Origin of the sequence: Peptoniphilus stercorisuis, assembly GCF_017874395.1 — a bacterium.
GTDB classification, from domain to species: domain Bacteria; phylum Bacillota; class Clostridia; order Tissierellales; family Peptoniphilaceae; genus Anaerosphaera; species Anaerosphaera stercorisuis.
Genome location: NZ_JAGGLJ010000020.1, coordinates 1 through 24,984 on the forward strand (window position 1 = coordinate 1; position 24,984 = coordinate 24,984).

General features: G+C 24.4%; 22 protein-coding genes. 9 read left to right on the forward strand and 13 right to left on the reverse strand.

The annotated features are described in order from the left end of the window. Positions 1–119: 119 nt before the first annotated feature. The 3 genes from J2Z71_RS08125 to J2Z71_RS08135 are packed head-to-tail and all read left to right on the forward strand — an operon-like array spanning position 120 to position 1,113. Positions 120–353, forward strand: a complete 234-nt coding sequence (locus J2Z71_RS08125) for a (4Fe-4S)-binding protein (RefSeq protein WP_210061949.1) — start codon at positions 120–122, stop codon at positions 351–353. A gap of 13 nt (positions 354–366) precedes the next feature. Then, entirely contained in the window at positions 367–636 is a 270-nt protein-coding gene (locus J2Z71_RS08130; protein ID WP_210061950.1) for a GNAT family N-acetyltransferase, read from the forward strand. A gap of 57 nt (positions 637–693) precedes the next feature. Next, complete coding sequence (locus tag J2Z71_RS08135) at positions 694–1,113, forward strand: GNAT family N-acetyltransferase (RefSeq protein ID WP_210061951.1); 420 nt, start codon at positions 694–696, stop codon at positions 1,111–1,113. 25 nt (positions 1,114–1,138) lie between these two features. Here J2Z71_RS08135 and J2Z71_RS08140 read toward each other — a convergent pair whose 3' ends face one another. Further along, positions 1,139–2,053: a DMT family transporter gene (locus J2Z71_RS08140; protein WP_342590813.1), complete on the reverse strand. Its 915-nt coding sequence runs from the start codon at positions 2,051–2,053 to the stop codon at positions 1,139–1,141. Between the two features lie 62 nt (positions 2,054–2,115). Between J2Z71_RS08140 and J2Z71_RS08145 the strand changes: the two genes are divergently transcribed. Continuing rightward, positions 2,116–2,622 (forward strand): GNAT family N-acetyltransferase, encoded by a 507-nt coding sequence (locus J2Z71_RS08145; RefSeq protein ID WP_210061952.1) that lies wholly within the window; start codon positions 2,116–2,118, stop codon positions 2,620–2,622. Between the two features lie 88 nt (positions 2,623–2,710). After that, entirely contained in the window at positions 2,711–3,517 is an 807-nt protein-coding gene (locus J2Z71_RS08150; protein ID WP_210061954.1) for a TraX family protein, read from the forward strand. Positions 3,518–3,542: 25 nt separating this feature from the next. On the opposite strand, the gene J2Z71_RS08155 is transcribed toward J2Z71_RS08150, so the two are convergent. Genes J2Z71_RS08155 through nadA form a run of 4 tightly spaced genes read right to left on the reverse strand, consistent with a single transcriptional unit; the run spans position 3,543 to position 7,033 of the window. Next, positions 3,543–4,049 (reverse strand): transcription repressor NadR, encoded by a 507-nt coding sequence (locus J2Z71_RS08155; protein ID WP_210061956.1) that lies wholly within the window; start codon positions 4,047–4,049, stop codon positions 3,543–3,545. Between the two features lie 8 nt (positions 4,050–4,057). After that, the gene (gene nadC, locus J2Z71_RS08160) at positions 4,058–4,909 is read right to left on the reverse strand and encodes a carboxylating nicotinate-nucleotide diphosphorylase (RefSeq protein WP_210061958.1); all 852 of its coding nucleotides are present in this window, start codon (positions 4,907–4,909) and stop codon (positions 4,058–4,060) included. Then, positions 4,881–6,140, reverse strand: coding sequence for an L-aspartate oxidase (locus tag J2Z71_RS08165; protein ID WP_210061959.1), 1,260 nt, complete (start codon positions 6,138–6,140; stop codon positions 4,881–4,883). Before J2Z71_RS08165 ends, nadC begins: the two co-directional genes overlap by 29 nt. Further along, on the reverse strand, positions 6,140–7,033 hold the full coding sequence (nadA, locus tag J2Z71_RS08170; RefSeq protein WP_210061962.1) for a quinolinate synthase NadA: 894 nt from the start codon (positions 7,031–7,033) through the stop codon (positions 6,140–6,142). Before nadA ends, J2Z71_RS08165 begins: the two co-directional genes overlap by 1 nt. A 166-nt stretch (positions 7,034–7,199) precedes the next feature. Between nadA and J2Z71_RS08175 the strand changes: the two genes are divergently transcribed. The 3 genes from J2Z71_RS08175 (at position 7,200) to nadE (ending at position 9,439) form a co-directional block, all read left to right on the forward strand. Next, positions 7,200–7,832 carry an ABC transporter ATP-binding protein gene (locus tag J2Z71_RS08175; RefSeq protein ID WP_210061973.1) on the forward strand — a complete coding sequence of 211 codons (633 nt, stop codon included), beginning with the start codon at positions 7,200–7,202 and terminating at the stop codon, positions 7,830–7,832. Beyond that, positions 7,825–8,607: an ABC transporter permease gene (locus J2Z71_RS08180; protein WP_210061975.1), complete on the forward strand. Its 783-nt coding sequence runs from the start codon at positions 7,825–7,827 to the stop codon at positions 8,605–8,607. The genes J2Z71_RS08175 and J2Z71_RS08180 overlap by 8 nt, the downstream gene beginning before the upstream one ends. 64 nt (positions 8,608–8,671) lie before the next feature. After that, positions 8,672–9,439: an NAD(+) synthase gene (gene nadE / locus J2Z71_RS08185; protein WP_210061984.1), complete on the forward strand. Its 768-nt coding sequence runs from the start codon at positions 8,672–8,674 to the stop codon at positions 9,437–9,439. Positions 9,440–9,466: 27 nt separating this feature from the next. On the opposite strand, the gene J2Z71_RS08190 is transcribed toward nadE, so the two are convergent. The 8 genes from J2Z71_RS08190 to J2Z71_RS08225 form a co-directional block, all read right to left on the reverse strand. After that, positions 9,467–10,504, reverse strand: a complete 1,038-nt coding sequence (locus tag J2Z71_RS08190; protein ID WP_210061987.1) for a YdcF family protein — start codon at positions 10,502–10,504, stop codon at positions 9,467–9,469. Positions 10,505–10,567: 63 nt separating this feature from the next. Beyond that, positions 10,568–11,470 (reverse strand): LCP family protein, encoded by a 903-nt coding sequence (locus J2Z71_RS08195; RefSeq protein ID WP_210061989.1) that lies wholly within the window; start codon positions 11,468–11,470, stop codon positions 10,568–10,570. A gap of 147 nt (positions 11,471–11,617) precedes the next feature. Next, on the reverse strand, positions 11,618–15,325 hold the full coding sequence (locus J2Z71_RS08200; RefSeq protein ID WP_210061997.1) for an S-layer homology domain-containing protein: 3,708 nt from the start codon (positions 15,323–15,325) through the stop codon (positions 11,618–11,620). Positions 15,326–15,458: 133 nt separating this feature from the next. Beyond that, positions 15,459–16,634, reverse strand: a complete 1,176-nt coding sequence (locus tag J2Z71_RS08205; protein WP_210062000.1) for a carboxylate--amine ligase — start codon at positions 16,632–16,634, stop codon at positions 15,459–15,461. A gap of 212 nt (positions 16,635–16,846) precedes the next feature. After that, complete coding sequence (locus tag J2Z71_RS08210; protein WP_210062007.1) at positions 16,847–19,015, reverse strand: S-layer homology domain-containing protein; 2,169 nt, start codon at positions 19,013–19,015, stop codon at positions 16,847–16,849. A 180-nt stretch (positions 19,016–19,195) separates the two neighbouring features. After that, positions 19,196–21,202 carry a hypothetical protein gene (locus tag J2Z71_RS08215; protein WP_210062009.1) on the reverse strand — a complete coding sequence of 669 codons (2,007 nt, stop codon included), beginning with the start codon at positions 21,200–21,202 and terminating at the stop codon, positions 19,196–19,198. Between the two features lie 88 nt (positions 21,203–21,290). Next, positions 21,291–22,685: a hypothetical protein gene (locus tag J2Z71_RS08220; RefSeq protein ID WP_210062011.1), complete on the reverse strand. Its 1,395-nt coding sequence runs from the start codon at positions 22,683–22,685 to the stop codon at positions 21,291–21,293. A 137-nt stretch (positions 22,686–22,822) separates the two neighbouring features. Further along, positions 22,823–23,695: a LysR family transcriptional regulator gene (locus tag J2Z71_RS08225; RefSeq protein WP_210062013.1), complete on the reverse strand. Its 873-nt coding sequence runs from the start codon at positions 23,693–23,695 to the stop codon at positions 22,823–22,825. A 100-nt stretch (positions 23,696–23,795) separates the two neighbouring features. Here J2Z71_RS08225 and J2Z71_RS08230 point away from each other — a divergent pair, with 100 nt between their 5' ends. Beyond that, positions 23,796–24,800 carry a YeiH family protein gene (locus J2Z71_RS08230; protein ID WP_210062015.1) on the forward strand — a complete coding sequence of 335 codons (1,005 nt, stop codon included), beginning with the start codon at positions 23,796–23,798 and terminating at the stop codon, positions 24,798–24,800. The last annotated feature ends 184 nt before the right edge of the window (positions 24,801–24,984 follow it).

The window sequence follows — 24,984 nt, forward strand, 5'->3', positions numbered from 1 at the left end:
CTGTATATATACCCAAAAATGGGGGAATTCTAGCCATTTCAATATAGAAAAATGTAGTATATATGCGAGTTGTAGAGTTCTGCAACGAGCTAATAAGAATCTTTTAAAAGGAGGAATTTATGAAAGAAAAAGAATTATTAGATTTAGGTTATAAAAAATACTCTGGTGATAATATTGATATTTTCTTCCATCAAGAAATCTGTGAACACTCTGGAAAATGTATAAATGGAAGTAATAAAGTATTTGATACAGATAGAAGACCTTGGATTGTTGCTGATAATGAAAATTATGAAAAAGTAAAAAATATTATTCATCAATGTCCAAGCGGTGCTCTAAAATATATTTTAAAGTAAAGGTTGTGAAATAATGATTTTTAAAGAAGAAAATGATAGATTTTTATATTTAGAAAATGATATTGAGATGGGAAAAATTATTTTTGAAGATAAAGATAATATTATTACAATTAACCATACTCTAGTTCCAAAGGAAAATTCTGGAAGAGGAATTGCAAGAGATCTTGTAAATAGAGTTGTAAAAAAAGCAAGAGATGAAAATAAAAAAATAATTCCAGTTTGTACCTATGCTAAAAAGGTTCTTGAAAGTGATGAGCAATATATTGATATTTTAAGTAAATAATTAAAAAATCTGCTAATTTTTTATTAAATTATATTTTACTTAAAAGGATGTGATTAAATGAATATTAAAAGTTTTGAAAATACAGATTTAGATGCACTTGAGAGATTATACTTAAATTCTAGAAAAGATACTTTTTATTGGATGGATCAACAATTATTTACTTTAAATGATTTTGTTGAAGATACAAAAAATGAGAAAATTTATGTAGCTAAAGAAAATAATGACATTATGGGATTTATCTCAATATATGAAGAAGAAAATTTCATTCATCATCTTTTTGTAGATAAGAATTATAAAAATAAAGGAGTTGGCAAAAGTCTATTAGATTTTGCTAAAAACTTATATTTTCCTATGAAATTAAAATGTTATAGCAAGAATTTCCTAGCAATTTCTTTTTATAAAAAATATGGTTTTGAAATTGTATCTAAGGAAAAAGACATTCACTTAGAAGACTATTATTTAATGGAGTTAAAATAACCTCTATAAAATAGAGGTTATTTTTTTATTTCTTCTTAAATTTTAAATTTGTTCCTATTATTCCTACAACTATCATAATTATACCTATAATATGATAATAAAATAATTCTTCTTTTAATATTAAAACTCCTGCAAGTATTGTAATTACCGTTCCTAAATTTGCAAATACACTCATCTTTGAAGCATCAAGTTTTGATAATACATAATTTGATAAAAATGATGTAATAACAGATGATAAAACACCTAAATACAATATTGCTATAATAAAATTAATATTAGATAAAGGATTAAAATATGAACTAATATTACCTTTATTTATACTATCTACTATTGATAATATATTAAAAGTGATAAATCCTACAAAGGTCATTACATAAGTTAAATCTATTGTTTTAAATTCACGAGTTTTAACTCTAGCAACTACATTATAAGATGCAAGCGATATTGCTGATAATGTAATTAATACTATTCCTATAAAATTAGCTGATTTAAAATCAATTCCTTTATTATACATAATATATATTACTCCTAGAACTGATATAAATACTGATACTTTTTGAAATATAGTTGTCTTTTCCTTTAAAAATATTGTAGCAAAGATTAAAGTAAATACTGGTACTGTTGCAAGTATTATTCCTGCTTCTGATGATGGCATATATACAAGGCCAAAGGTTTGAAAGGTAAAAAATAATGCAGGATATAATATTGATAAAGGCAGTATTTTTAATATATCTTTTCTACTTACATTTATATTTATAACTTTAAATATTTTTAAAATAAATATAAAAACAAAGGCAAAAGTAAATCTATGTGCTAATATATTTAAGGGATTTGAATAATTTAAAGCTATTTTTACAAATAAAAAGGATAAACCCATAATAATTGCATATATTACTGCAAATAAGTATGTCTTTTTTAAATCTTTATTTATTGTTCTCACCTCCAAAATAATACTATAATAGTTTTATAAAATAAAATATTAATATTTATGAAAGGAATGCCATGTTTAAATTTGTTGAAGCTACAAAAGACGATTTAACTTTATTATCTAATCTTAGAAGAAAAGTTTGGGACGAAACATATAGAGGTATATATTATGATTCATTAATTGATGATTATGATTATGAATATAATATGGCAAAAGATCTTAAAAGAATAAACAATAAAGACTATAAAGTTTTTATATTCTATTTAGATAATACCCCAATTGGATATGGATACTTTGGAATTGAAGATAAAATAATTTATAGAGACTTAAATGTATATATTGCAGGTCTTTATGTAATTAAAAAACACAAGCATTATGGAATTGGTAAGAAATTTTTTAATGAAGTTATAGATTTTTGTAAAAAAAGAAATATAAATAAGTTCTATAATTGTTGTAATTTACATAATTATCCAGCACAGGGATTTTATGAACATATGGGAGGATATATTGGAAGAGTTGATTTTTATGGAGCAGATAAGAGAAATCATCAAATATTTTACGAGTATACTATAAAAAATTAATTTTTTTCTTTAGTTTTTCTTTAGTTTTCCTTTTGATTATTTTAATATAATTTAATTATAATAGATTTATATTTAAGGAGTGATTTTTATGGAAAATACATTCAAAAATAAAAAGTTTGGAATTAATGGATTTCAACTTAAAATTATAGCAATGATTCTTATGGTTTTTGACCATATACACTATTTTTTATCTGGAGTTTATAATGTTCCTATTTGGTTTAATTATATTGGAAGAGTTGTAGCTCCTATATTTATATTTATGTCAGTTGAAGGATTTTACTATACTAGAAATAAGAAAAAATATATTTTAAGACTATATATAGCATCTGTAATTATGTCTTTTGGAAATTCATTTTTATCAATAAATTATCCAAGACCTGATAATGTAGCTCTTATGAATGGAATGTTTGCAACAATATTTTTAATTGCAATTCATCTTTATATTATTGATTTTATTAAAAATAATATTGCTTATAAAAATTACGGAAAAGTTATTTTAGGATTTATATTATTATTAATACCTACAATTTTCTCCTTTGTATTTTTATCTATTGCAGGAAATTTACCTATATTTATTTTTAGAGCAGTAATGATACTTGTGCCACTTCCTATTCTCGTTGAAGGAGGTATTCCTTTAATTATACTTGGAATAGTATTATATTTATTTAGAGATAATAAAATCAAAGAACTTTTAGCTTATGCTATTTATGTTTTAGTACTGCTTTTAATATCTAAATTTAATTTAGGTTCACAAGCCTTTATGATTTTTGCACTTCCTCTAATGGCTTTATATAATGGAGAAAAGGGAAAAAGTATGAAATATCTATTTTATATATTTTATCCAGCTCATATTTGGTTTTTATATATATTATCAATTTTTTTACTAAGTAAATAAAAAAACACCTACATATGTAGGTGTTTTATTTTATTAAAAATCCTCTATTATAAAGTTCATCTTCAATTTCATCTAAAATTTCTTCGCTTTCAGCAGAAACAGTATGAAAATGAAAATCATCAGTTAAATTTTTAAGATAACTTGCCTCATTAAATTTTAAATCTTTAATAAGTCTTGATATATCTCTTCTAGACTTTAAATTTAATTGAGCCTTTATATCTCCATAAGTTTCGTGTTTTACAATAACATCTTCTACAACTCCACCTAAATCTACAATTAAATTAAGTTCTTCTATTGTATCGCCACTATTGTGTTTTACTTTAAATAATCTACTTGCATTTGCATTTCTAAAATAATACCCTGTATTTGTAGATAAAATATTAAATCCTCTAGCTCTTAATATAGCAATATCTTGAACTATAGCTTGCCTAGATACATTAAACTTACTTGCAAGAAATGAACCTGAAATTGGTTTGTTTGATTGTTTTAATAACTTTATTATTTCTCGTCGTCTGCTTTCTGTATCTTTCATCTAATCACCTATTCTTTTAATACTTTCAAATTTTTCATAGAAATATCTAATATTTTTGCTGAATGTGTAAGTGCACCAGATGATATATAATCAATGTTAAAAGAAGCATAATTTTCTAAATTTTCAAAAGTTATATTTCCAGAAACTTCTATTTCTGCTTTTTTATCAATTAAATTAATGGCCTTTTCAAGAGTTTCAAAATCCATATTATCAAGCATAATAATATCTGCATTCTCCTCTAAGGCATCTTTTACCATTTGAAGATTTTCAACTTCAACTTCTATTTTTCTAACAAAAGGAGCATATTCCCTTGCCATTTTAATAGCTTCTTTTACTCCACCTGCTGCATTTATATGGTTGTCCTTTAATAATACACCATCTGATAAATTATATCTATGATTATATCCGCCACCAACTTTTACAGCATACTTTTCAAAAATTCTCATATTTGGAGTTGTCTTTCTAGTATCTAATAATTTAATATTAGTATTTTTTAGTTTATCAATCATCATTGATGTATATGTAGCAATTCCACTTATTCTTTGAAGATAATTAAGAGCAACTCTTTCTCCAGATAAAAGTACACTTGCTTTAGATTTAAGTTTTGCAATTTTTTCTTTATTCTTTACTAAATCGCCATCTTTTTTATAAAACTCTATTTCTATATCTTCATCTAATATTTCAAATACTCTTTTAAATACATCTAGACCTGCTATTATCCCATCTTCTTTAACTATTAAATCAACCTCAGCTATTTCATCACCTATTACAGCAGATGTTGAAACATCATCAAAAGTTATATCTTCTTTAATTGCATTTATTATATAGGGATCAATTAATATATTCTTTAACTCTTTCATCTTCTTTAATAATCTCCTTAATTAGCTCTGTATTTTTTTCTAAATTAATAAATCTTTCCTTTAAATCTATATCTACATTAAATCTTTCAAAGTTTTTATTTATATAATTTGCAAGTTTTCTTCCATAAACTACACTTTCAAGAAGAGAATTACTTGCTAATCTATTCTTGCCATGAACTCCAGTATTTGACACTTCTCCCACAGCAAAAAGCCCTTCTAAAGAAGTTTTAGAATATTCATCTACTTCTATACCACCCATTGTGTAATGCTCCGAAGGAACTATTTTTAAATTTTCAGTCTTTGGATCTATTCCTTTATTTATTAAATTTTCATAAATCATTGGAAATCTACTTTCTATTTTTTCAACTCCAACTTCTCTCATAGATAAATACTCATACTCTACATTTTCTTTTCGCATCTCATCATATATAGCTCTACTTACTATATCTCTTGGCATAAGCTCATTAGTAAATCTTTTATTTTTATGATTTAAAATAATAGCCCCTTCTCCTCTTACAGACTCAGAAATTAAAAATCTTCTATTATTACTATTTTCATACAATGTAGTAGGATGAATTTGAATATAGGAAATATCTTTAACTTTAACATTATTCCTAATTGCCATTGCAATTCCATCACCCTTTATGTGAGAAAAATTTGTAGTATGCTTAAATATTCCTCCAAGTCCTCCCGTTGCAAGAATAGTATTAGAAGCAAAATACTTATTATCCTTAGTTATTACTCCAAAGCACCTATTTTCTTTTTTGATTAAATCTATTACTTCAGTATCTTCCAAAATTTTAATATTTTTTCTTTTTTTAAGTTCTTCAAATAAACTCAACATAATATATTTTCCGGTTTCATCATTACAATGCAAAATTCTATTTGTAGAATGTCCACCTTCTTTTGTGTAGTCATATATATTATTTGTTTTTGAGAAATTAACACCATAATAAATTAATCTATCAATACCAGATATAGACTCATCAACTAAAATTTCAACAGAGGATTTTTTATTTTTATAATGACCTGCCCTAAGAGTATCTTCTATAAAACTCTCTCTATCCTCATTATTTTTAAGTACACAAATTCCACCTTGAGCAAGATATGAATTGCAATCTTCTAAGGATTTTTTTGTTATTAATAAAATATTTAAACTTTTATCAAGCTCTAATGCAGTCATTGTTCCAGCAAGTCCAGAACCCACTATTATTACATCATAGTTCATCATTATATAGTCCCCATTTCAAGCATTCTTCTAAGAGGTATAAGGGACTTTTCTCTTATATCTTTTGATATTACTACTTCATTTTTTTCATTTTTTAAAACATCTATTACTTTATCTAAATTTTGTTTTTTCATATTATGACAAATCATAGATTTACTTAATGTATGAAATTTTTTATTTGGATATTTCTTTTTAAGTTCTGTTAAAATACCTTCTTCAGTTAAAATAAGCATCTCATCATAATTTTTAGCTTCATTTATTATTGCACTTGTACTTCCCACAAAATCTGCAAACTCTAAAGTTTCATCTCTACATTCTGGATGAGCTAAAATCTTTATATTGTTTTCTTTAAATTTTTTAATTTCCTTTAAATCAAGCTCCTCATGAACTGGGCAATATCCATCATTTAAAATAATATTTTTCTCAGGAACTTGTTTTTTTATATATTGACCTAAATTTTTATCTGGTATAAAGAATATATTTTTTTCTTTTAAATTTTTTACAATATTTACAGCATTTGAAGAAGTAACACATACATCACTATGTGATTTTATTTCAGCTGTTGAATTAATATAAGTTACAATAGCTAAATCATCAAATTTACTTCTTAATTCTTCAATTTTTTTAACATCAATCATATGAGCCATTGGGCAATCTGCCAATAACTCTGGCATTAAAACCTTTTTATTTGGATTTAAAATCTTAACACTTTCTCCCATAAAATAAACCCCAGCCATTACTATAATATATTCTTTAAGTTCCACAGCTTTTTGTGCTAAATAAAAAGAATCTCCTATATAGTCAGCTACCTCTTGAATTTCACTATCTACATAATAATGTGCAAGAATAACTGCATTTTTTTCTTTTTTTAATTTTTTAATTTCTTCAATTTTCATTATTATCACGCTCCACATTTAGTGATAATTATAACATTATACTATCTCACTGACAAGACAGTTGTCTTTTCATATTAAATTTAACAAGTTTTATAAAATGTACTATAATAAAATTAGAAGTTAAATATTTTAATAAAGATAGATAATCCTATAAGGAGTTGGTTTAATGGATCTTTTTGAAATGAAAAATGTAAATTTTAAAAATATATTATTTTATAATAATATATCTATTAAAGAAAACAAGACTACATTTATAGTTGGAGAAAGTGGCTCTGGAAAGACGACACTACTTAAACTTTTAAATGGAACTATACCTTTTGATTCTGGAAATATACAATATAAAGGTCGTGATATATCTTCTCTAGACCAAATTGAATACAGAAAAAAGGTACTACTTGTCAGTCAAAAAGTATATTTATTTGATGGAAGTATTAAAGACAATTTTATAAAATACTATTCTTATTTAAAAGAAGATATTCCACAGGATGAAGATATTAAAAAGTATTTATCTATTTGTGATTTGAATTTTCCAATATCAGCAAATACTAATACTCTCTCTGGTGGTGAAAAACAAAGAGTTTATAATGCAATTGCACTAAGTCTTAATCCTGATGTATTAATGCTAGATGAACCAACTTCAGCTCTTGATATTAACACAAGTATTGAATTTTTAAATAGTTTAAAAAACTACACTTTAGAAAATAATATATCTTTAATTATAGTTTCTCATAATAAAGAAATTGTAGATAAATTTTCTGATGAAATAATAAATTTAAGAAAGGAAAATAAAAATGAATAATACTATTACAACTATTACAATTAGTAGATTTCTTGCAATATATATACTACTTTTAGTAATTCTTTTAATTATGAAGAAAAATAATATAAAAGAATCTAAATATCTTTTTATTTCTAGTGCTAGAATGACTTTTCAACTTTTATTATCTGGACTTATTCTTACATTTATATTTAAAAATCCAAAACCTATTTTTACTATATTCTATATTGGAATTATGATTTCTTATTCTATTTTTAGAGTTTATAATAAAAATCCAAATTTAAATAAAACTTTTAAAAAGTCTATTGCCCTTGGACTTATAGTTTCTATTTTGGGAATTATAATATATTTCGTCGCAGTTGTAGTAAATGAAGATTTATTTAATCCGCAATATGTAATACCTATTGGAGGAATGCTTGCTGGCAATGCTATGACTGGAGTAAATCTTGGAATAAAAGCCTTTAATGATAGATTAAGTGATCAAAGAGATAAAATGGAATCTCTATTAAATTTTGGAGCTCATCCTAAAGATATTTTAAGACCACTTTTAAATACTTCTTTAGAGACTGCACTTATTCCAACTTTAAACAAAATGGCAGGAATGGGAATTGTATCTTTGCCTGGTATGATGACAGGACAAATTCTATCTGGAACACTTCCAATGACTGCAATTTTATATCAAATAGCAATTATGATTGCCATTGCAACAGTTGATTCACTTTCTGTTTTTATTGCACTATATCTTGGATATAAAAGTTTATACAATGAAAATTTACAATGGGTTTTAAATGACTGATATAATAATGTTATAATAAAATAAATATAATATAGAAATGATTTATTATTATAAAGGAGATATTATGAATTTAAATATGCAAAAAGTTACAGAAGACTTAGTTATTTGGATTAAAGAACAACTAAAATCTTCTGGAGGAAATAAAATAATTCTTGGGATTTCTGGAGGTAAAGACTCTTCTGTTGCAGCAGCACTATGCGCTCTTGCAATTGGAAAAGAAAATGTATATGGAGTATTAATGCCAGATGGAATACAACAAGATATAGAATATGCACATACACTTGTTGAAACTATTGGAATAAATCAAATTACATTAAATCTTGAAAATGTAACATCTGCTTTTAAAGACTTATTAAATCAAGCAGTTGATGAAGATTTTGTAGAAGATATTACAAAGCAAACTTCTCTAAATCTTCCACCAAGAGTTCGTATGACATTAGTTCATGCACTTAGCCAATCTATAAATGATGCTCGTGTAATAAATACTGGAAATCTTTCAGAAAAATGGATTGGATATACTACAGTTTATGGAGATAATACTGGTGCTTTTGCTCCCCTTGCAGGGCTTACTAGCGACGAAGTAATGGATCTTGGTATATATCTTGGTCTTCCTGATTTTCTTGCTTTTAAAGCACCTAGTGATGGGCTTACTGGAAAAACTGATGAAGACGTAATTGGATTTTCTTATGAAGTTTTAAATAAATATATTAGAACTGGCGAAATTGAAGATCAAAAAATAAAAGAAAAAATTGATCATCTTCACAAAATCAATGAATTTAAATTTAAACCAATTCCATCATTTCCATCACCACTTCCAGTAATAGGAAAATAAAAAAAGAAGGTCTTAAAAAACCTTCTTTTATTTTTGTATAATTTGTAAAATCATAGGAAATAATGTTAAAAAACAAATAAATAAAATAAATTTAATATGTGTTTTTCTCTTAATATATAAATATCCTATAAACTCACGAATTATAGCATTAAGTGCATAATAAAATTTTGTCATAGAACCTGAACCATCACATTTTACACCTTGTTTTTTAGCTATTATTAAAGCACGAAGCACATGATAATAAGATGTAACTACTAAAATATTCACATTTTTATTTTCAATATCATTTATAATTTCATAAGAATATTTTATATTTTCATCTGTATTAGTTGATTTATCTTCTAAAATAATATCTTTTTCTGCAACACCTTTTTTAATAGCATAGTTTTTCATTGCAAGAGCCTCAGAAACTATCTCATCAGCACCTTGTCCGCCAGACATTATTATCTTTGAATTTTTATTTTTATTATATTTTTTAATAGCCTTGTCTATTCTTGCCTTTAACAATGGTGTTGGTTCATCTTTTATAAGCCCTGCTCCTAATGTAATAATATAATTATAGTTTTTCTTTTTTGGAATCAGATTAATAAATAATGTTAAAACAAACATAGTCATTAAAAAAGTAATATAAAAAATTATTGAATTTAAAGCATAATAAATAGAATTAAAAATACTATCTTTTGTCAAATCAAAAAATATAGGCCATATAATAATATATAAAATATATGACACACCAAGACCTAAACTCAACATATGAGAAAGTCTTAATCCTTCTCTTTTTATTAATTTAATCCCAGATGTAAATAAAACTATCAATAAAGAAATCATCAATATAAATATCAATATAATAAAAATAATAGCTAAAAAAATTGCAATATTTACAACATAAGGGATATTTTCATACTTAAAAACTAAAAGCGTCAAATAAAATCCTAGAAAAATTAAAGAAACTAAAAGCTCAAATCCAACAACTAAACTCCTACTATCTTTAAAATAATTAACTAAAAATATGGAAAAACTTATAATAAAAAAGATTAGTGGTAATTTTAATATTAATTCGTTCATAATTCCTCCTCTAAAATAATATTAACATATTTAATAAAAAAAAGACTGACTTTTCAGTCAATCTTAATTTCTAAACAACTCACGAGCTGCCTCTTTATTTATTTCATAATAGTCTATTCCATTTATTCTCTTGTCTCGACCTTCTACTGTATTTAGAATAATATTATCCTTATCTACATTTCTAAGTCCATAGTATGCAAGATATAGCATTTCCTTAAATTCCAAATTAGTTTCTGTATTTTCTTCAACAATTCTTAACATCTTTGGAACTAAAACAATATTTTTAGGATCTTTCATCTCTTCAAAAAGCTTAACTAAAAACTGTTGCTGAGCTTTCATTCTTCCTAAATCTTGATCTTTATAAGCCTTTCTAGTTCTCAAATAACTTACAGCTTTTTCACCATCAAGATGATTTATTCCATTTTTAAAATCAATTACAAGAGGTGGATCAGTCCAATTATCTTCATAATGGTAATCATTATATTCCCACTCTATATCAATTCCACCAAGAGTATCTATAATTCCTATTATAGTCTTATAATCTACAACCATATAATTATCTATTTTTATATCTAAAAAATCTTCTAAAACATCTCTAGTTTCATCTACACCGCCTAAGAAAAATGCAGCATTTATTTTTTGATGTCTTTTTTTAGAGTTTGGAAGATATTCAATATATGTATCTCTTGGAATTGACGTAAGTTCGACTTTATTTTGTTTTGGAAAAATAGTCGCAATCATTAAAGTATCTGAATGAACAGGACCACTAGTATCTTTATTGTCTACAGTTGCTGAAGATTCTTTTCCTATTAATAGATAATTAATACTATCTCTATTACTAAATACATCTTTTTCATATTCATTTTCTAATTTTGGCAAAACAGCAAAAGCTCCAATAGAAAGTATTATTACAATTGCAATTAAAAAACTAAATATGAATTTAAAAAAACCTTTTATAAATCTCATATTTCCTCCATTATTAAATTTAATCTCATTTAATAATAACATAATAAGTACCTCATTCAATAAAATATATTATTTTTAAAAATTTCTTAGATAAATATTATCTTTTAAATAAAAAAAGACTGAAATTAATCAGCCTTTTCTTAATATTTACATTTCGTTTTCTGAATAAATTACATAAGTGTCTACTATATTTCCCTTTTCACAATATTCATGTATATGACAATTACATGCTTCTACAAAATCATAATAGTACCAATCAGATTTATCTAAATCTTTATATACTTTTATATTTTCTGGGATTTTACCCTTATCAGGTAATCTTCCTAAAATCCTATTCATTATTACTGTAAACTCTGCACGTGTTAGCTCATCATCTGGTTTAAAAGTATCATCTTCAAATCCTATTACCCAACCTTTTTGTATTCCTGAAGATATTGCTTCTTCTGCCCAATGGCCTTTTATATCTTTTAAATCTTCTTTTGTTTCATCTGTATATTTAAAATCATCTAGTCTATCTATCATTGTTATAAGCTCTGCTCTTGTTATTGCTCTATCTGGATAGAATTTTCCATCACTAGATCCCTTTACAATATTTCCATTTATCATTGTATTTATGTGTTTTTTAGACCACCTGCCTTCATGGACATCATATAGTGGACAAGCCTCTCCCCTACATCTTATTACATCTCTATAATCATCATCTAGTAATCTAAATAATACAGCTGATACTTCCTCTCTTGTTATATCTCCATTTGGCTTTATTGTTTCATCTGGATATCCTTCAAGATATCTCATATGATCTTCTCTATTAAGTCTTTCACTTATTTTTCCTACTACTATATCTTCTTTATTATCTTCTTTTTCAGTATCAATATCTTCTTTATCACTCTCTTCTTTTTCTTCTTTTGGTTTATCTGGTTTTGATGGAATTTCTTCTTCTATTATTTCCCATTTTGCAAATAATTCTAAATCCTCATTAATTTGTAATATAAACATAAATGGTAATAAATCATTTAAATTTTCATACCAACCTAGGAATTTATATCCTTCTCTTGTTACATTTTGACTTTCTACTCTGCTTCCCTTATCAATTTCTATTATGTCTATATCTTTATTGTTTACAAGACCACCATTGGCATTAAATTTTACTTTTACTTTTTTGATTAAAGGTTCACGATCAAGTATTTCTATATCCCAAATACCATTTACATCAATATCATTACTATTAATCTTAAAAGCATCTTCTTCATTAGATACTATTTCACCAAGTTTATCATATCTATTTAATGAATAATCTTTTAAAGTAGCCTTTATTTTTTGTTTTTCAGTTTCTGTTAATTTTTTAAATTCTAAAACAGTTTTATCTTCAAACTTAAGTTCACCTTGATCTTTTCCTTTAAATACTTCCACATCATAATATCCTTTCATTCCCTCTGGATTATTATGTGATATAAAGTATTCATAATCTAATATATTAATATCTATATTATTAAAAGGTTTTTGTTGAAATTCTTTTTTATCTTTCATTTCATAAGGATAATCACTAAGTGATGATGAAGTAGTTTTAATATTTTTAGTTAAATCATCTTTATATCCCTTATACTTATCTTCTGAAAATCCATTTATAAATCTTCTATTTTCCTTAATTTTATTATTAGAAAATACTACATTTTTATCTATATTTAATGACTCATACATTTTTGTATTATAGAGATTTTTAGTAATCCACTCTTCTTTTTCAAAATCATACTCTTCGTATGTTCCATTTATATGAATTCCTGCTCCGATTACATTTGAGAAATTATTTTCTATCTTTGAATTATTTATTATAGTATCATTATTTTCATAAACAATTTTTATTCCTCCACCATAATCAGCCTCATTATTTTCTATCTTTACATCATTTATATTTAATTCACTATTTCCTTCTAAATATAATGCTCCTCCATTTATAGATTTATTCCCAAAAAATTCAGAATTAGATATTTTTATATTTTTACCAGCAAAAGAAACGGCTCCTCCATTTGGAGAACTATTCCCATTAAAAATATTATTATCTAAATTAACTTCTCCCATAATAAATTCTCCATATATTGCTCCACCATTTGTATTATATTTACCATATATTTGATCTGTAGTTTCTGTATAATTTTCTATGAATTTAGAATCTTTAATATTTGCAATTACTCCATATCTTAAATATATTGCTCCACCATTAGGTATATGAGATTTGATATAATTTTTTTTAAAGTTACATTGCTCTATCTCTATATTGGCCATATCATTAAACCCACCTAAAATAGTGATAGCAGCTCCATGTCCACGTTGACTTTCTTTATCTGTAATTATATAATTTTCTATAAAATCACATTCCTTCACCTCTGTCTTTCCAGAGTTTACTACAACTGTCCCATTACCTGCATTTTTATTTTTTTCAAAAATACAATTATTTATACTTCCAGTTGCATTTTGCGCTTGAAAAGTTCCTCCATTATTTATTAACATTTTATTTTCCATAAATGTAGAATCATTTATTTCATAGGTACTATTATCACGTATCAAAATAGAAGAACCTCGTTCTCTGATATCTGCATTTTTAAAAATAGAATCATTTACTTTTAAATCAGTATTACTATTTAGATTAATATGTCCACCCATATTTGCTTCTCCACCATCAAATGTTGACTTTGAAATATTTAGTCCCCCACCTGAAAGATATATAGATCCTCCATCTCCACCAGTGGCATTTACTTTATTATCTTTAAATGTAGAATTATTTATATTTCCAATTCCTTCTAAGTCTAAAACTCCTCCATAGTTAGATGAATAATTATTTATAAATTTAGAGTTTTCTATTTCTATATTGCCTAATAAATAAATCATTCCAGAAGAATAATTTGCAGTATTATTTTCAAAGGTTGAATCTATTATTTTTATTTCCTTATTGTTTTTAGAACTAATTATCCCACCATATGGCCTTTCATTTGCTGATATAGTTGGATTTACGTTGTTGTTTACTCTACTATTATTAAATTCAATTAATCCTTTTGTAGATATTGCTGCTCCTTCAAGGATTGAATTTGCATTTACTATATTACAATTATTAAATATCATATTATCTTCTGAAGTAGACTTTATTAATGCTGATTGATTATTTCCATCAATTGTTATACTACTAAACTCTGTTGTCCCATTTGTAATATTAATAATGTGTTTCTCATTAAGATTAGAAATAATTTTTGAATTTTCATCAAGTCCAGTTATTTTAATATTTCTATTTATCTCAAGTGGACTTGTTATACTTATTTCTCCACTAATAACTATTTCTTCTACATCACTATTAATAGCTTCTTTAAGTTTTTCTTCAGTATCTATTTTTTCTTCATTTTTTATTTCTTCTAATATTGGCGATATTGGTGATGCTTCTGTAGTGTTTTTCTCATCTTCGTTTTTATTTTCATCTTCTTCATTTTTACTATTATCTTTACTAAGTTCTTCCTCAAAATCGCTTAATATTTTTTTATATTTTTCTTGTATGTCTATTTCACTAATTTTTCCTATAAGTAGATTTATTTCATTTATTTCTTCTTCTTTGATTTCTTCTTTTATTTCAAATTTTTCCTTTAATAACTTTATTTTTTCTTCAATTTCTAAAATTAGTTTTTCCTGCTCATCTTTTTCTTCTTCATTTTCTTTCAAAGTTTCAATATCACTTTTTTCATCTTTCTTAGTGCTCTCAATAATAATATCATTTTCATTGGTACTATTTTGAATTTGCGCATATGTTGTTGATGAAAGGAATATTAAATTTAATACTATAGTTATGGCTATTATTTTATTAAAATTTTTTCTCATATTTCCCTCCTAACTTATCTACTTAACAAATTTAATTAGCTTATTAAATTGTACCCTAAAAATACACTATTCACTCTATTTTAATTAATATTGTTTTATTTATATACTTTTATGTAAATAAAAAAGACTGAATTTAATCAGTCTTTTTACATAAATTTAATTTATATATTAAATAATACAATCCAGGTATTGGATCTTTAATCGAAAATATTGCTGGTGCTTTTTTATTAAATAAAGATTTCAATATTTTATATATAGAAATTTGTTTAGTTTTTAAATAATCTCTTATTGCCATTAAATCTTCCTGCAAATATCTAAAATATACTTTAGAGTTATAATCTATATAATATCCTTCTAAGGGCTTATCAATCATTTCTCTATAAGCAATATAAGGAAAATTAACCCCCACTTTATCTAATAAAGCATTTAAATTTGTCGTTCTTGCATTAATTTCAATCATATAAAATTTTCCCGTATTTGCGTCTTTTTTAAGTTCTATTTCTCCAAATCCCTTATAATTTATACCTTTAAAAAAAGGAGCGCAAATTTCATAAAGTTCTTTCTCATAAACTTGTTCTGTATATACAGATGCACCATAATTAATTGGAAATTGTCTGTGTTTTCTACAAGTAACCCAATGAGTAATGTTTGAATTTTTATCTAAATAAGCATCAAAAGTGTACATTTGATCATCAAATCCAGATATTTTTCTTTGAACAATAATATCTAAATTCTCTTTTTTTATTCTTTTTATAACACTTTCCAACTCATTTATATTATTACAAATAAACAATTTTTCTCTAAAGACTTCCACAAATTTAGGTGAGTCAGTTGGTTTAACTAAACAAGGAAATCCAATATTATTTTTTACTTTTTCTATAAAATTTTCTTCCTTAATAGATACACTTTCAGGCACTGGCATATTATATTTCAATGCCATTTTATATAATTCATCTTTGTCCATTACCCTAGTCCAAAATCCTTTTTTATCCATTGTTATATGGTAATATTTTCTAAGTTCTAATAAATATTTATCTATAAATTCACAATACTGATCTGCTGTTGGATATAGGACTGGTTTATACTTTTCATTTTTTGCAAATTCTATTAAAAAATCTTTTAATTTTTCTGATTCTTTTTCATAATGTGGACATATTAATTGTTTTTTTAAATACTTTGATTTTGAACCATATGTTCCATACTTTTCATAGTCCATTGATATAACATCTATGTTTTCTCTTCCTAAGCATCTAATTATACTTAAACCTATGTAATAATTCGTTCCCAATACTACTGCTTTATTCTTCAAGGCATCCTCCTATCTAATATTATTATATCAATAATACTATTAAATATTTAACTTTTATTTATTGCAATAAAAAAGCCACATATTTCTATGCAGCTTTTTTTACTATTCATTAGATATAGCTTTTTGAATTTCGTTATAATACCATTTATCTATTTCTAAATCACTAAATTTATCTTTCATTGTTAAAGGTAAATTCCTATTTAATTTTCTATTTAAAATAGTTGCAAATTCTGCTCTTGTAATATTGTATCTGGTTTAAAAGTATTATCTTCATAACCTTTTACCCAACTTCTTTTTACTCCAGAAACAATATATTCATTTGCCCAGTGATTTTCAATATCAATAAATTTATCCTTTCGTCCTGGTATTAATTCATCAAATCTTCCAAGTATAGTTATAACTTCAGCTCTTGTTATTTTATCTTCTGGTCTAAAACTTCCATCAATATATCCATTTAGTATATTTGCATTTGCAAGAGTTGATATTGCCTTATTTGACCATCTATCACTTTTTACATCATTAAAGTTTTTATTTCCTATTTCATATAAACTTCTTGATTTATCATCTAATAATCTATATAAAGTTTTCGCCACTTCTTCTCTAGTTAAATAGTTTTCTGGTCTAATAGTGCCATCTTCATAACCTTTTAAATATTTAATATTGTCTTCTTTATTAAGCTTTATATAATTGTCTTTATTTTCTTTTATTTTATCTTCTAATTTTTTATTTAATTCTGATTCAATATTAGATAAAATATCTTCCTTTGATTTTTCAACAACATTAATATTTTCAATATTATCTACTATAGTTTTATTTACAGAATAATCATTATTAGTATTTTCTGTATTACCACTACCTGAAGAACCTCCACTTGTAGAGTCATCTTTATTGTTTTTTAGTTCCTCTAAATACTTATTTAACAGTTCATTATTTATATTTTCTAGATTACTTATTTTTTGTTCTAGCAAAATATTTAATTCCTTAGATGTTTTTAGATCTTCTTTTAATTTTTTAATATCATCATCAGAAATCCCTTCACCACTTTCAAGTTTTTCTTTAAGTCTTTCTATTTCACTTTCAAGTGAACTTATTTTATTATTTTTTTCTTCTAAATTTTTAAGTTTTTCTTGAAGAGTATTATTAATATTTTCATTATCTTTTTCAAGGTTTTTTATATCTTCTTTTAATTTATTTAATTCATCTGTAGATTCCCATCCAGAACTTATTTTTTCTTCTAGCTCTTTAATTTTTTTATTTAAAGTCTCTATTTCTTCTAGTTTTTCATTAAGTTCTTTGGTTTTTTTCAATAACTTTTCTTTGTTTTCACTATCTGAAGTTGTCAGTTTTTCAATTTCATCCTTTAAAGTAACTATTTTTGCTTCTAATTCTTTAATTTTTTCATCATCTACAATTATATCGCCATCTTCCAAGGCTTCTTTTAACTCTTCTATTTTATTATTTAACTCTAAAATAATTTGATCTTTTTCCTTAATTGTATTTTCAGCATTTTGAAGCTTTAATTTAAATTCCTCTATTTCTGTTTTTAATCCTGCTATTTCTTTTTCAAGTTTATTTCTTTCTTCATCATCTAAATCTCCTTCAGACAATTGTTTTTTCAAATCTTCTATTTTTGCTTCTAATTTTTCAATCTCACTTACTTGGCTCTCTATTTGTGATTCTAGATTTTCAATTTCCTTTAATTCTGCTTTTAAGTCTGCTATTTCTTTTTCAAGTTTATTTCTTTCTTCATCACCTAAAGATCCTTCAGATAATTGTTTTTCTAAATCTTTAATTTCTTGTTTTAATTCTTTAATTTCTTGTTTTAATTTTAGTATTGTTTCAGAATCTTCAACTATATCCTTTTCTATTTTTATTATAGATAGTTTTTCAAGTAATATAGATTTTATTTTAGATGTTTTTATTTCATTTATATCATTTAAATAATTATTATATTTTTCTTCTGAAATAGTTTTATCTCTATCATTTTTAAGTTTATCTCTTAAATTCTTTATCTTAACTTCTTTATCTTTTAGTTCATTTAATAAGTTTTCTAATTTTGTTTTTTCATCTCCATCTTGAAGTTTTAAAAGAAGTACTTTTATTTCATCTATTGTATCAATATCAAGTAAACCACTATCATGTAGATCAAAATCTAATTTATTTAATAAAATATTTATCTCTCTAATTATTCTCTCATCTTCTGTCTCGCCAGTTACTTTAATCTCATTTAAACTTTTTTCTAAAATCGTCTTTATATTAGAGTCTTTTAGTTTATTTATTTTTTTCTCAATAACTAATTTTTCTTCAACTGAAATATTTTTTCCACTATATTTTTTTATATCTTCTTTTATTTCAATAATTAATTCTGAAACTTTCTTCATATTAGAAACTCTAGTATTTAAGATATCTCTGCTTTCTTTATCTTTAATTAATAAGATAGTTCCTTTAATATTTTCTATTTGATCTAAATCAAGATCTCCAGTATTATAAAGTTCTTCTTCTAACTTGTCTAAACTTTCATTTATATCTTTTATTCTAATTTCATCAGATGTTGTTGTATCTTAAATTTTATACGTTAATACAATCTTATTTTCAATATTATCTTTAAGAGAGATAGTTGCATTGCTTGGTTCTACATTACAAAGAGTATAAGCATCAAATATTTTGTAATCTGCACTTATTACTTCTCCCATTTTCCCTTTTCCTTTAATAGATGTTATAAGTTTTCCATCTTCAGTAATATATTTAATTTCATAATCTACTAGTTTATCTTCTACTTCAGAAAGAACATCTATTTCCCAAAGTCCTTCCATTACAATATCATTTTTATTTATTGAATGATCTATTAAACTTCTATTTTTAGGTAATTCTTCCTCTCCATCTTTATTGTATCTTTTCATATCCCATTTTATTAATTTAGCTTTTATCTTTTCAACCTTTGTTCCATTTCTTCTTATTGCTTCTATTTCTGTTCCTTTTGTATATTTTATTCTAAATAAATCATCTCCCTTATATACTTCAACTCCTAGAATACCATCTACATTTTTAGGATTTTTATAAAGTACATAATATTCATATCCCAACATATTTATATCATAATTATTAAAAGGACAAGCTCCTGAAGATTGATTATTTAATTTTATATTTTCTGATAATACATCTTTATATTTCGCACATTTTTCATCTACAAATCCATTTATAAATCTATACTTATCAGCCTTATTTTCATTCATTCTAATTGTTCTATCTATAAAAATTTTCTTATACAGATCCTCTTCATAAGACATATTGTAAGAACATTGATTATTATTAATTAGATAACTTCTATCATGAACATTTAAAAATCCACCAGTTCTTTTAGCTTCATTTTCTTTAAATAAAGCCTTATTATCAATAATTAATTTTCCCTTTTCTTTATTTATATTTGCAGCAATAGCACCTCCATATTTTGAAGTATTATTCTCAAATAAACCACCTGATATTAAAAGCTCTGAATTATTTAAATCTATTCCTCCTCCAAATTCAGTTGATTTATTATTTATTATATGAACACTTTCTAGTTTTGATTTTGAACCTATATCTTTATTTTCAAATAAATTAATAGCTCCACCAGTATAAGCACTATTTTTATTAAATTTTGTTCCTATAATATTTAATTCACTATAATTTTCTGCAAATAATCCACCATCATAAATATCTTTTTTAATAGCATTATTATCATTAATATTTCCTGAAACCATATTTAAAGAAGCTTTTTCAGCTAAATATATTCCAGCTCCATTATTTGCACTATTTCCTACAATATTATTATTACTAAATTCTCCACTACCTTTTAAATATACAGCACCACCATAGGAGTTTTGATCTCCTTTTGTTTTATTATTATTAAAGTGATTTTCTACTAAATTTAAAGATATATTACTATTTATTACGCCTCCATAGACTATATTTTTAGAATCTATTATATTATTTTCAAAAGTTGTATTTAATATTTTACTATTACTTAATATATCTAGTAAAATTATTCCACCTTTTGTTAAATTACTAGAATTTATTTTATTATCTTTATAATAACCGCCATTAATTACAATATTTTTACTATTTAAATACAATAATCCTCCTAAAATTTCATTATTTGAAACAATATTGTTATTTGAAAAATTAGTACCACTTATAGATACTTTTTCTCCATCTTTAACATTTATTAATCCACCATTTATTGTTAAATCAATTTCCATTTTATTATCAATAAAATTACTTTTTTCAATAGTTAAATTTGAACTTTTTCCAGTTAAGTTTACAATTTTCTCTTTGTTTTCAGTAAAATTACTGTCATATATTTCTACACTTGTTTTTTCTTTATTACTAAATATTAATGCTGAGTTATTTTCTGCTGTTGTATTTATTAATTTTAAATTCCTTTCATCGCTATCTACATTAAAAACACCAGTCTCTGCATTATTTCCCACAAAAGCATTACCCTTTAATACTGAATCTTTATGATAACTTTTAATTATAGAATCATTTTTTGAAGTATTATTTAAAAATTTATTATTTTCTATAAACATTGAATCAATTTTACTTGGTAATTTTAATAAACTATTGCTATTTTCAATGTGATTGTTTGTAAATTTATTATCAATTAAATTAAGTCTATTACTTTCTATATATTAAATCTCTTTGATGAGCACTATTATTTAAAAAATCATTATTATTAAGAGTTGCTACATCTGTATTTTCAAAATGTAATATTCCTGATCCAATTAGAGAACCATCAAAAGTTTCTATTTTATTTTCAACAAATTTTGTATTTTCAATATTTATACTTTTCCCAGAATCTGAGTTAGCATATATAACTCCTCCGGAGCCACGTTTAACATTATTTTCAGTAAAATAAGAATTCTTTATATTTAAATTTCCTTTTGAATATATTGCTCCTCCATAGGCAGTAGAATTTCTATTTAATGAACAATGGTTATTTTTAAAATAAGAATTTTCTACATCCAAATCTCCATTTGCTCTAATTGCTCCTCCATAGACACTAGCACTAGACGATGTTCCAAGAGTTCTATAGCTTTGATTATTATAAATAGCTGATCCATTAATCTCTAACTCTGCTGAACTAGCTACATAAATTGTTGCAGACGTATATTTAAAATCATAAAATCTAGAATTAATAATCTTAGCATTTGTTCCATAAAATCCTACTCCATATGATTCTTTAGAATTATTACCTGTAAAGTTCACACCATCTATTGTTACATTTTTCATATTATTAAAATATAATAAATAAGAATCTTTAAAATATGATGATGTCCTAATATAGCTATCAGTTCGTTCTGTTTTTAATGTATTAGTTTTATTATCCCAAACAGGGACACTTTTTTCCTTTGATTTTATAGTTAAATTTCTACCAGGATGACTTATTGAAATACTTGATTTTATAAAAATAGTTCCTTCAATTATTATAGTTTCAACCTCACTATTATTCAGAGCAGATTTAAGTCCATCTTCATTTGTTACTACCCTTGTATTTGCTGGAATATTCTCTTGATCTGAAACAGATTCTATCTCAGATTTTGACTCAAATTCTGACTCAGATTCTAAAGAGGTGTTTTTAATTTCATCATCTTTTGTAGAAATATCATTAATTTTAGGGTTTTCTTCTAATTTTTTATTTTCTTCTTTTAATATATTTAATTCATTAAGAAAACTTTCTTTTATTTCCTCCTCTTCTAAAGAAGATATTAATTCTAAAATTTCATCAAATTTATATTCTTCTATTTTTTCTTTGTTTTTGATACTATTATTTAATTCTTCTATTAGACTTTTTATATTTTCTATTTTTTCTAATTCTAAATTTGCTAAACTTATATCTTTTTTTTCATCATTATCATTATTACTATTTTCATTTTTTACTACATTAATACTATTTCCATCCTCATTTAAATTTATATTATTTACTTCACTAGCATAAGTATTAGTTGATAGTATAAGTATTTGAGCTGCTAAAGTAATTATTAAAATTTTTTTGTTCCTTTGCCTTTTCATACTACTCCTCCTTACTTTTAAATTAGAACTTCCTATTTTTCTTTTTTTACCCATGGAAAATATATTTAACACTAATCTAGTTAAAATAGTTTAAATAAAATACATTTGTACAATAAAATAACTGTGATTTCTCACAGCTATTTATATAAATTTCTTATTAAATTATATATATCAAAATATCTTTTTTTATATTTATTATTTTTTAATATTACAAAATTAAATTCTCTATATATATTCAAGTTTTCTATATTAAGTTCTCTTATTAACTTTTTTTCCATAAATTCCTTTGTTGCCCTTTCATACAAAAAACTTATACCTATATTTTCAGAGACAAGTTTTTGTATTCCATTCATATTTCCTATTTCAACAATATCTTTAAAACTTCCCGTACTTAAATTATTGTCAAAAAGTATATGTTCAAATACCTCTCTTGTTCCAGATCCTTTTTCTCTTATTATAAGTCTATGTGAAAGTAAATCTTCTAATTTATAATTCTTCTGATTTTCATAACTTCCAATTCCTATAAACTTTTCCTTAGAGAACAAAAATGTATCATATTTAGATTTGTCAAAATGCCCTTCTATCATTGCAAAGTCAATTATACTATTTTCAAGTTTATATAATAATGCTTCTGTATTTTCTACTCTCATAGAGATTTTATATTTATTTAAATCTAAATTTTTTATTATTTCAGGCATTATATATTCTCCTATTGTAAGTGTTGCACCAAAATTTAAATTAATTTTTTCTTCTTCTTTTTCCTCCATAATATATTCAATTTTTTTAGAATCTGATTTTAATCTTATTATTAAACTATTTAATTTTTTTGCGTCTTTTGTCATTGTTAGTTTTCTATTTTTATATTTAAATAATTCTACATTATAATATTCTTCTAAATATTTAATATGTTGACTTACATTTGGTTGAGTAATATGTAATTTTTTTGCTGTTTGCGTATAATTAAGTTCTTCACAAAGCACTAAAAATGTATTTAATCTATAATCTATCATAATTACCTCCATAAATATATTTTATATATATATAATAAATTATAATTTGATTTTATTGTATCATAATATTAAAATAAAAGAGATTTATAAGGAGGTTTTTATGAATAAAATAAAAAATTACATACCAGGTATTTTATTAACTATTGTTTTTGCATTACTTGGTAAATTATTAAGTGGTTTTATACCACATGGATTAATTTCACCAAGTGTCTTTGGTTTACTTTTAGGTATGATCTTTAATCCCTATATTGCCAATAATAAAAGTTTAACAGGTGGAATAAAATTTGTTGCTAAAAAAGTTTTAAAAATCGCAATTATACTTATGGGAGTTTCATTAAATATTTATCAAGTTGCCGAAGTTGGAAAATATTCACTATTTGTAATGTGCTTTACACTTTTTACTGCATTTTTCTTTGGACATTTACTTGGAAAGGCATTTCACATGAACTGGAAATTATCTAGTTTAATTTCAGCTGGTACAGGTATTTGTGGTGGATCTGCCATAGCAAGTATTGCACCTACTATTGAAGCTGAAAATAGTGATGTTGCCTATGCTATTTCTGCAACTTTTATATTTGATATAGTTATGGTAATATTATTTCCTATTGCTGGAAAATATTTTGGAATGAGTGATCTTGGATATGGGCTTTGGGCAGGAACTGCTGTAAATGATACTTCTTCTGTTGTAGCTGCTGGATATGCATTTTCTGAAGCTGCAGGAAATTTTGCAATTATTGTTAAACTTACAAGAACTCTTTCAATAGTTCCAGTTGTATTAATATTTTCTGTAATTAATTCTAAAACAAAGCATAATAAAGAATCCGCTAAAAAAGTTGATGTTAAAGCAATTTTTCCTTGGTTTATACTATTATTCCTAGTTGTTGTAGGTATTAATAGTACTGGCATTATTCCTGCAACTACTGCTATAAATATTACAAAACTAAGTAAATTTTTAATGATTATGTCTTTATCTGCAATTGGACTTTCTACTAACTTTAAAGAAATGTCAAAATCAGGATTTTTACCTATGGTCCATGGATTTATCATTTCTCTACTAGTTGTTATTGTTTCTTTTTGCGTTCAATATTTTGTAGGTCAGATATAAATATAAAAAAGCTAAGAAAATTCTTAGCTTTTTTTATTTTTCATTTGAAAACATTTGCAATATTTTGCAATAAAAAAGAAGGACCTAAGGATTATAATACCTCTAGAGTACACACTAAATAAAAAGTATAATATACTTAATTTAGAAAACTTTGGAGGTGTTATTTTTTTATGGGAAAACATGT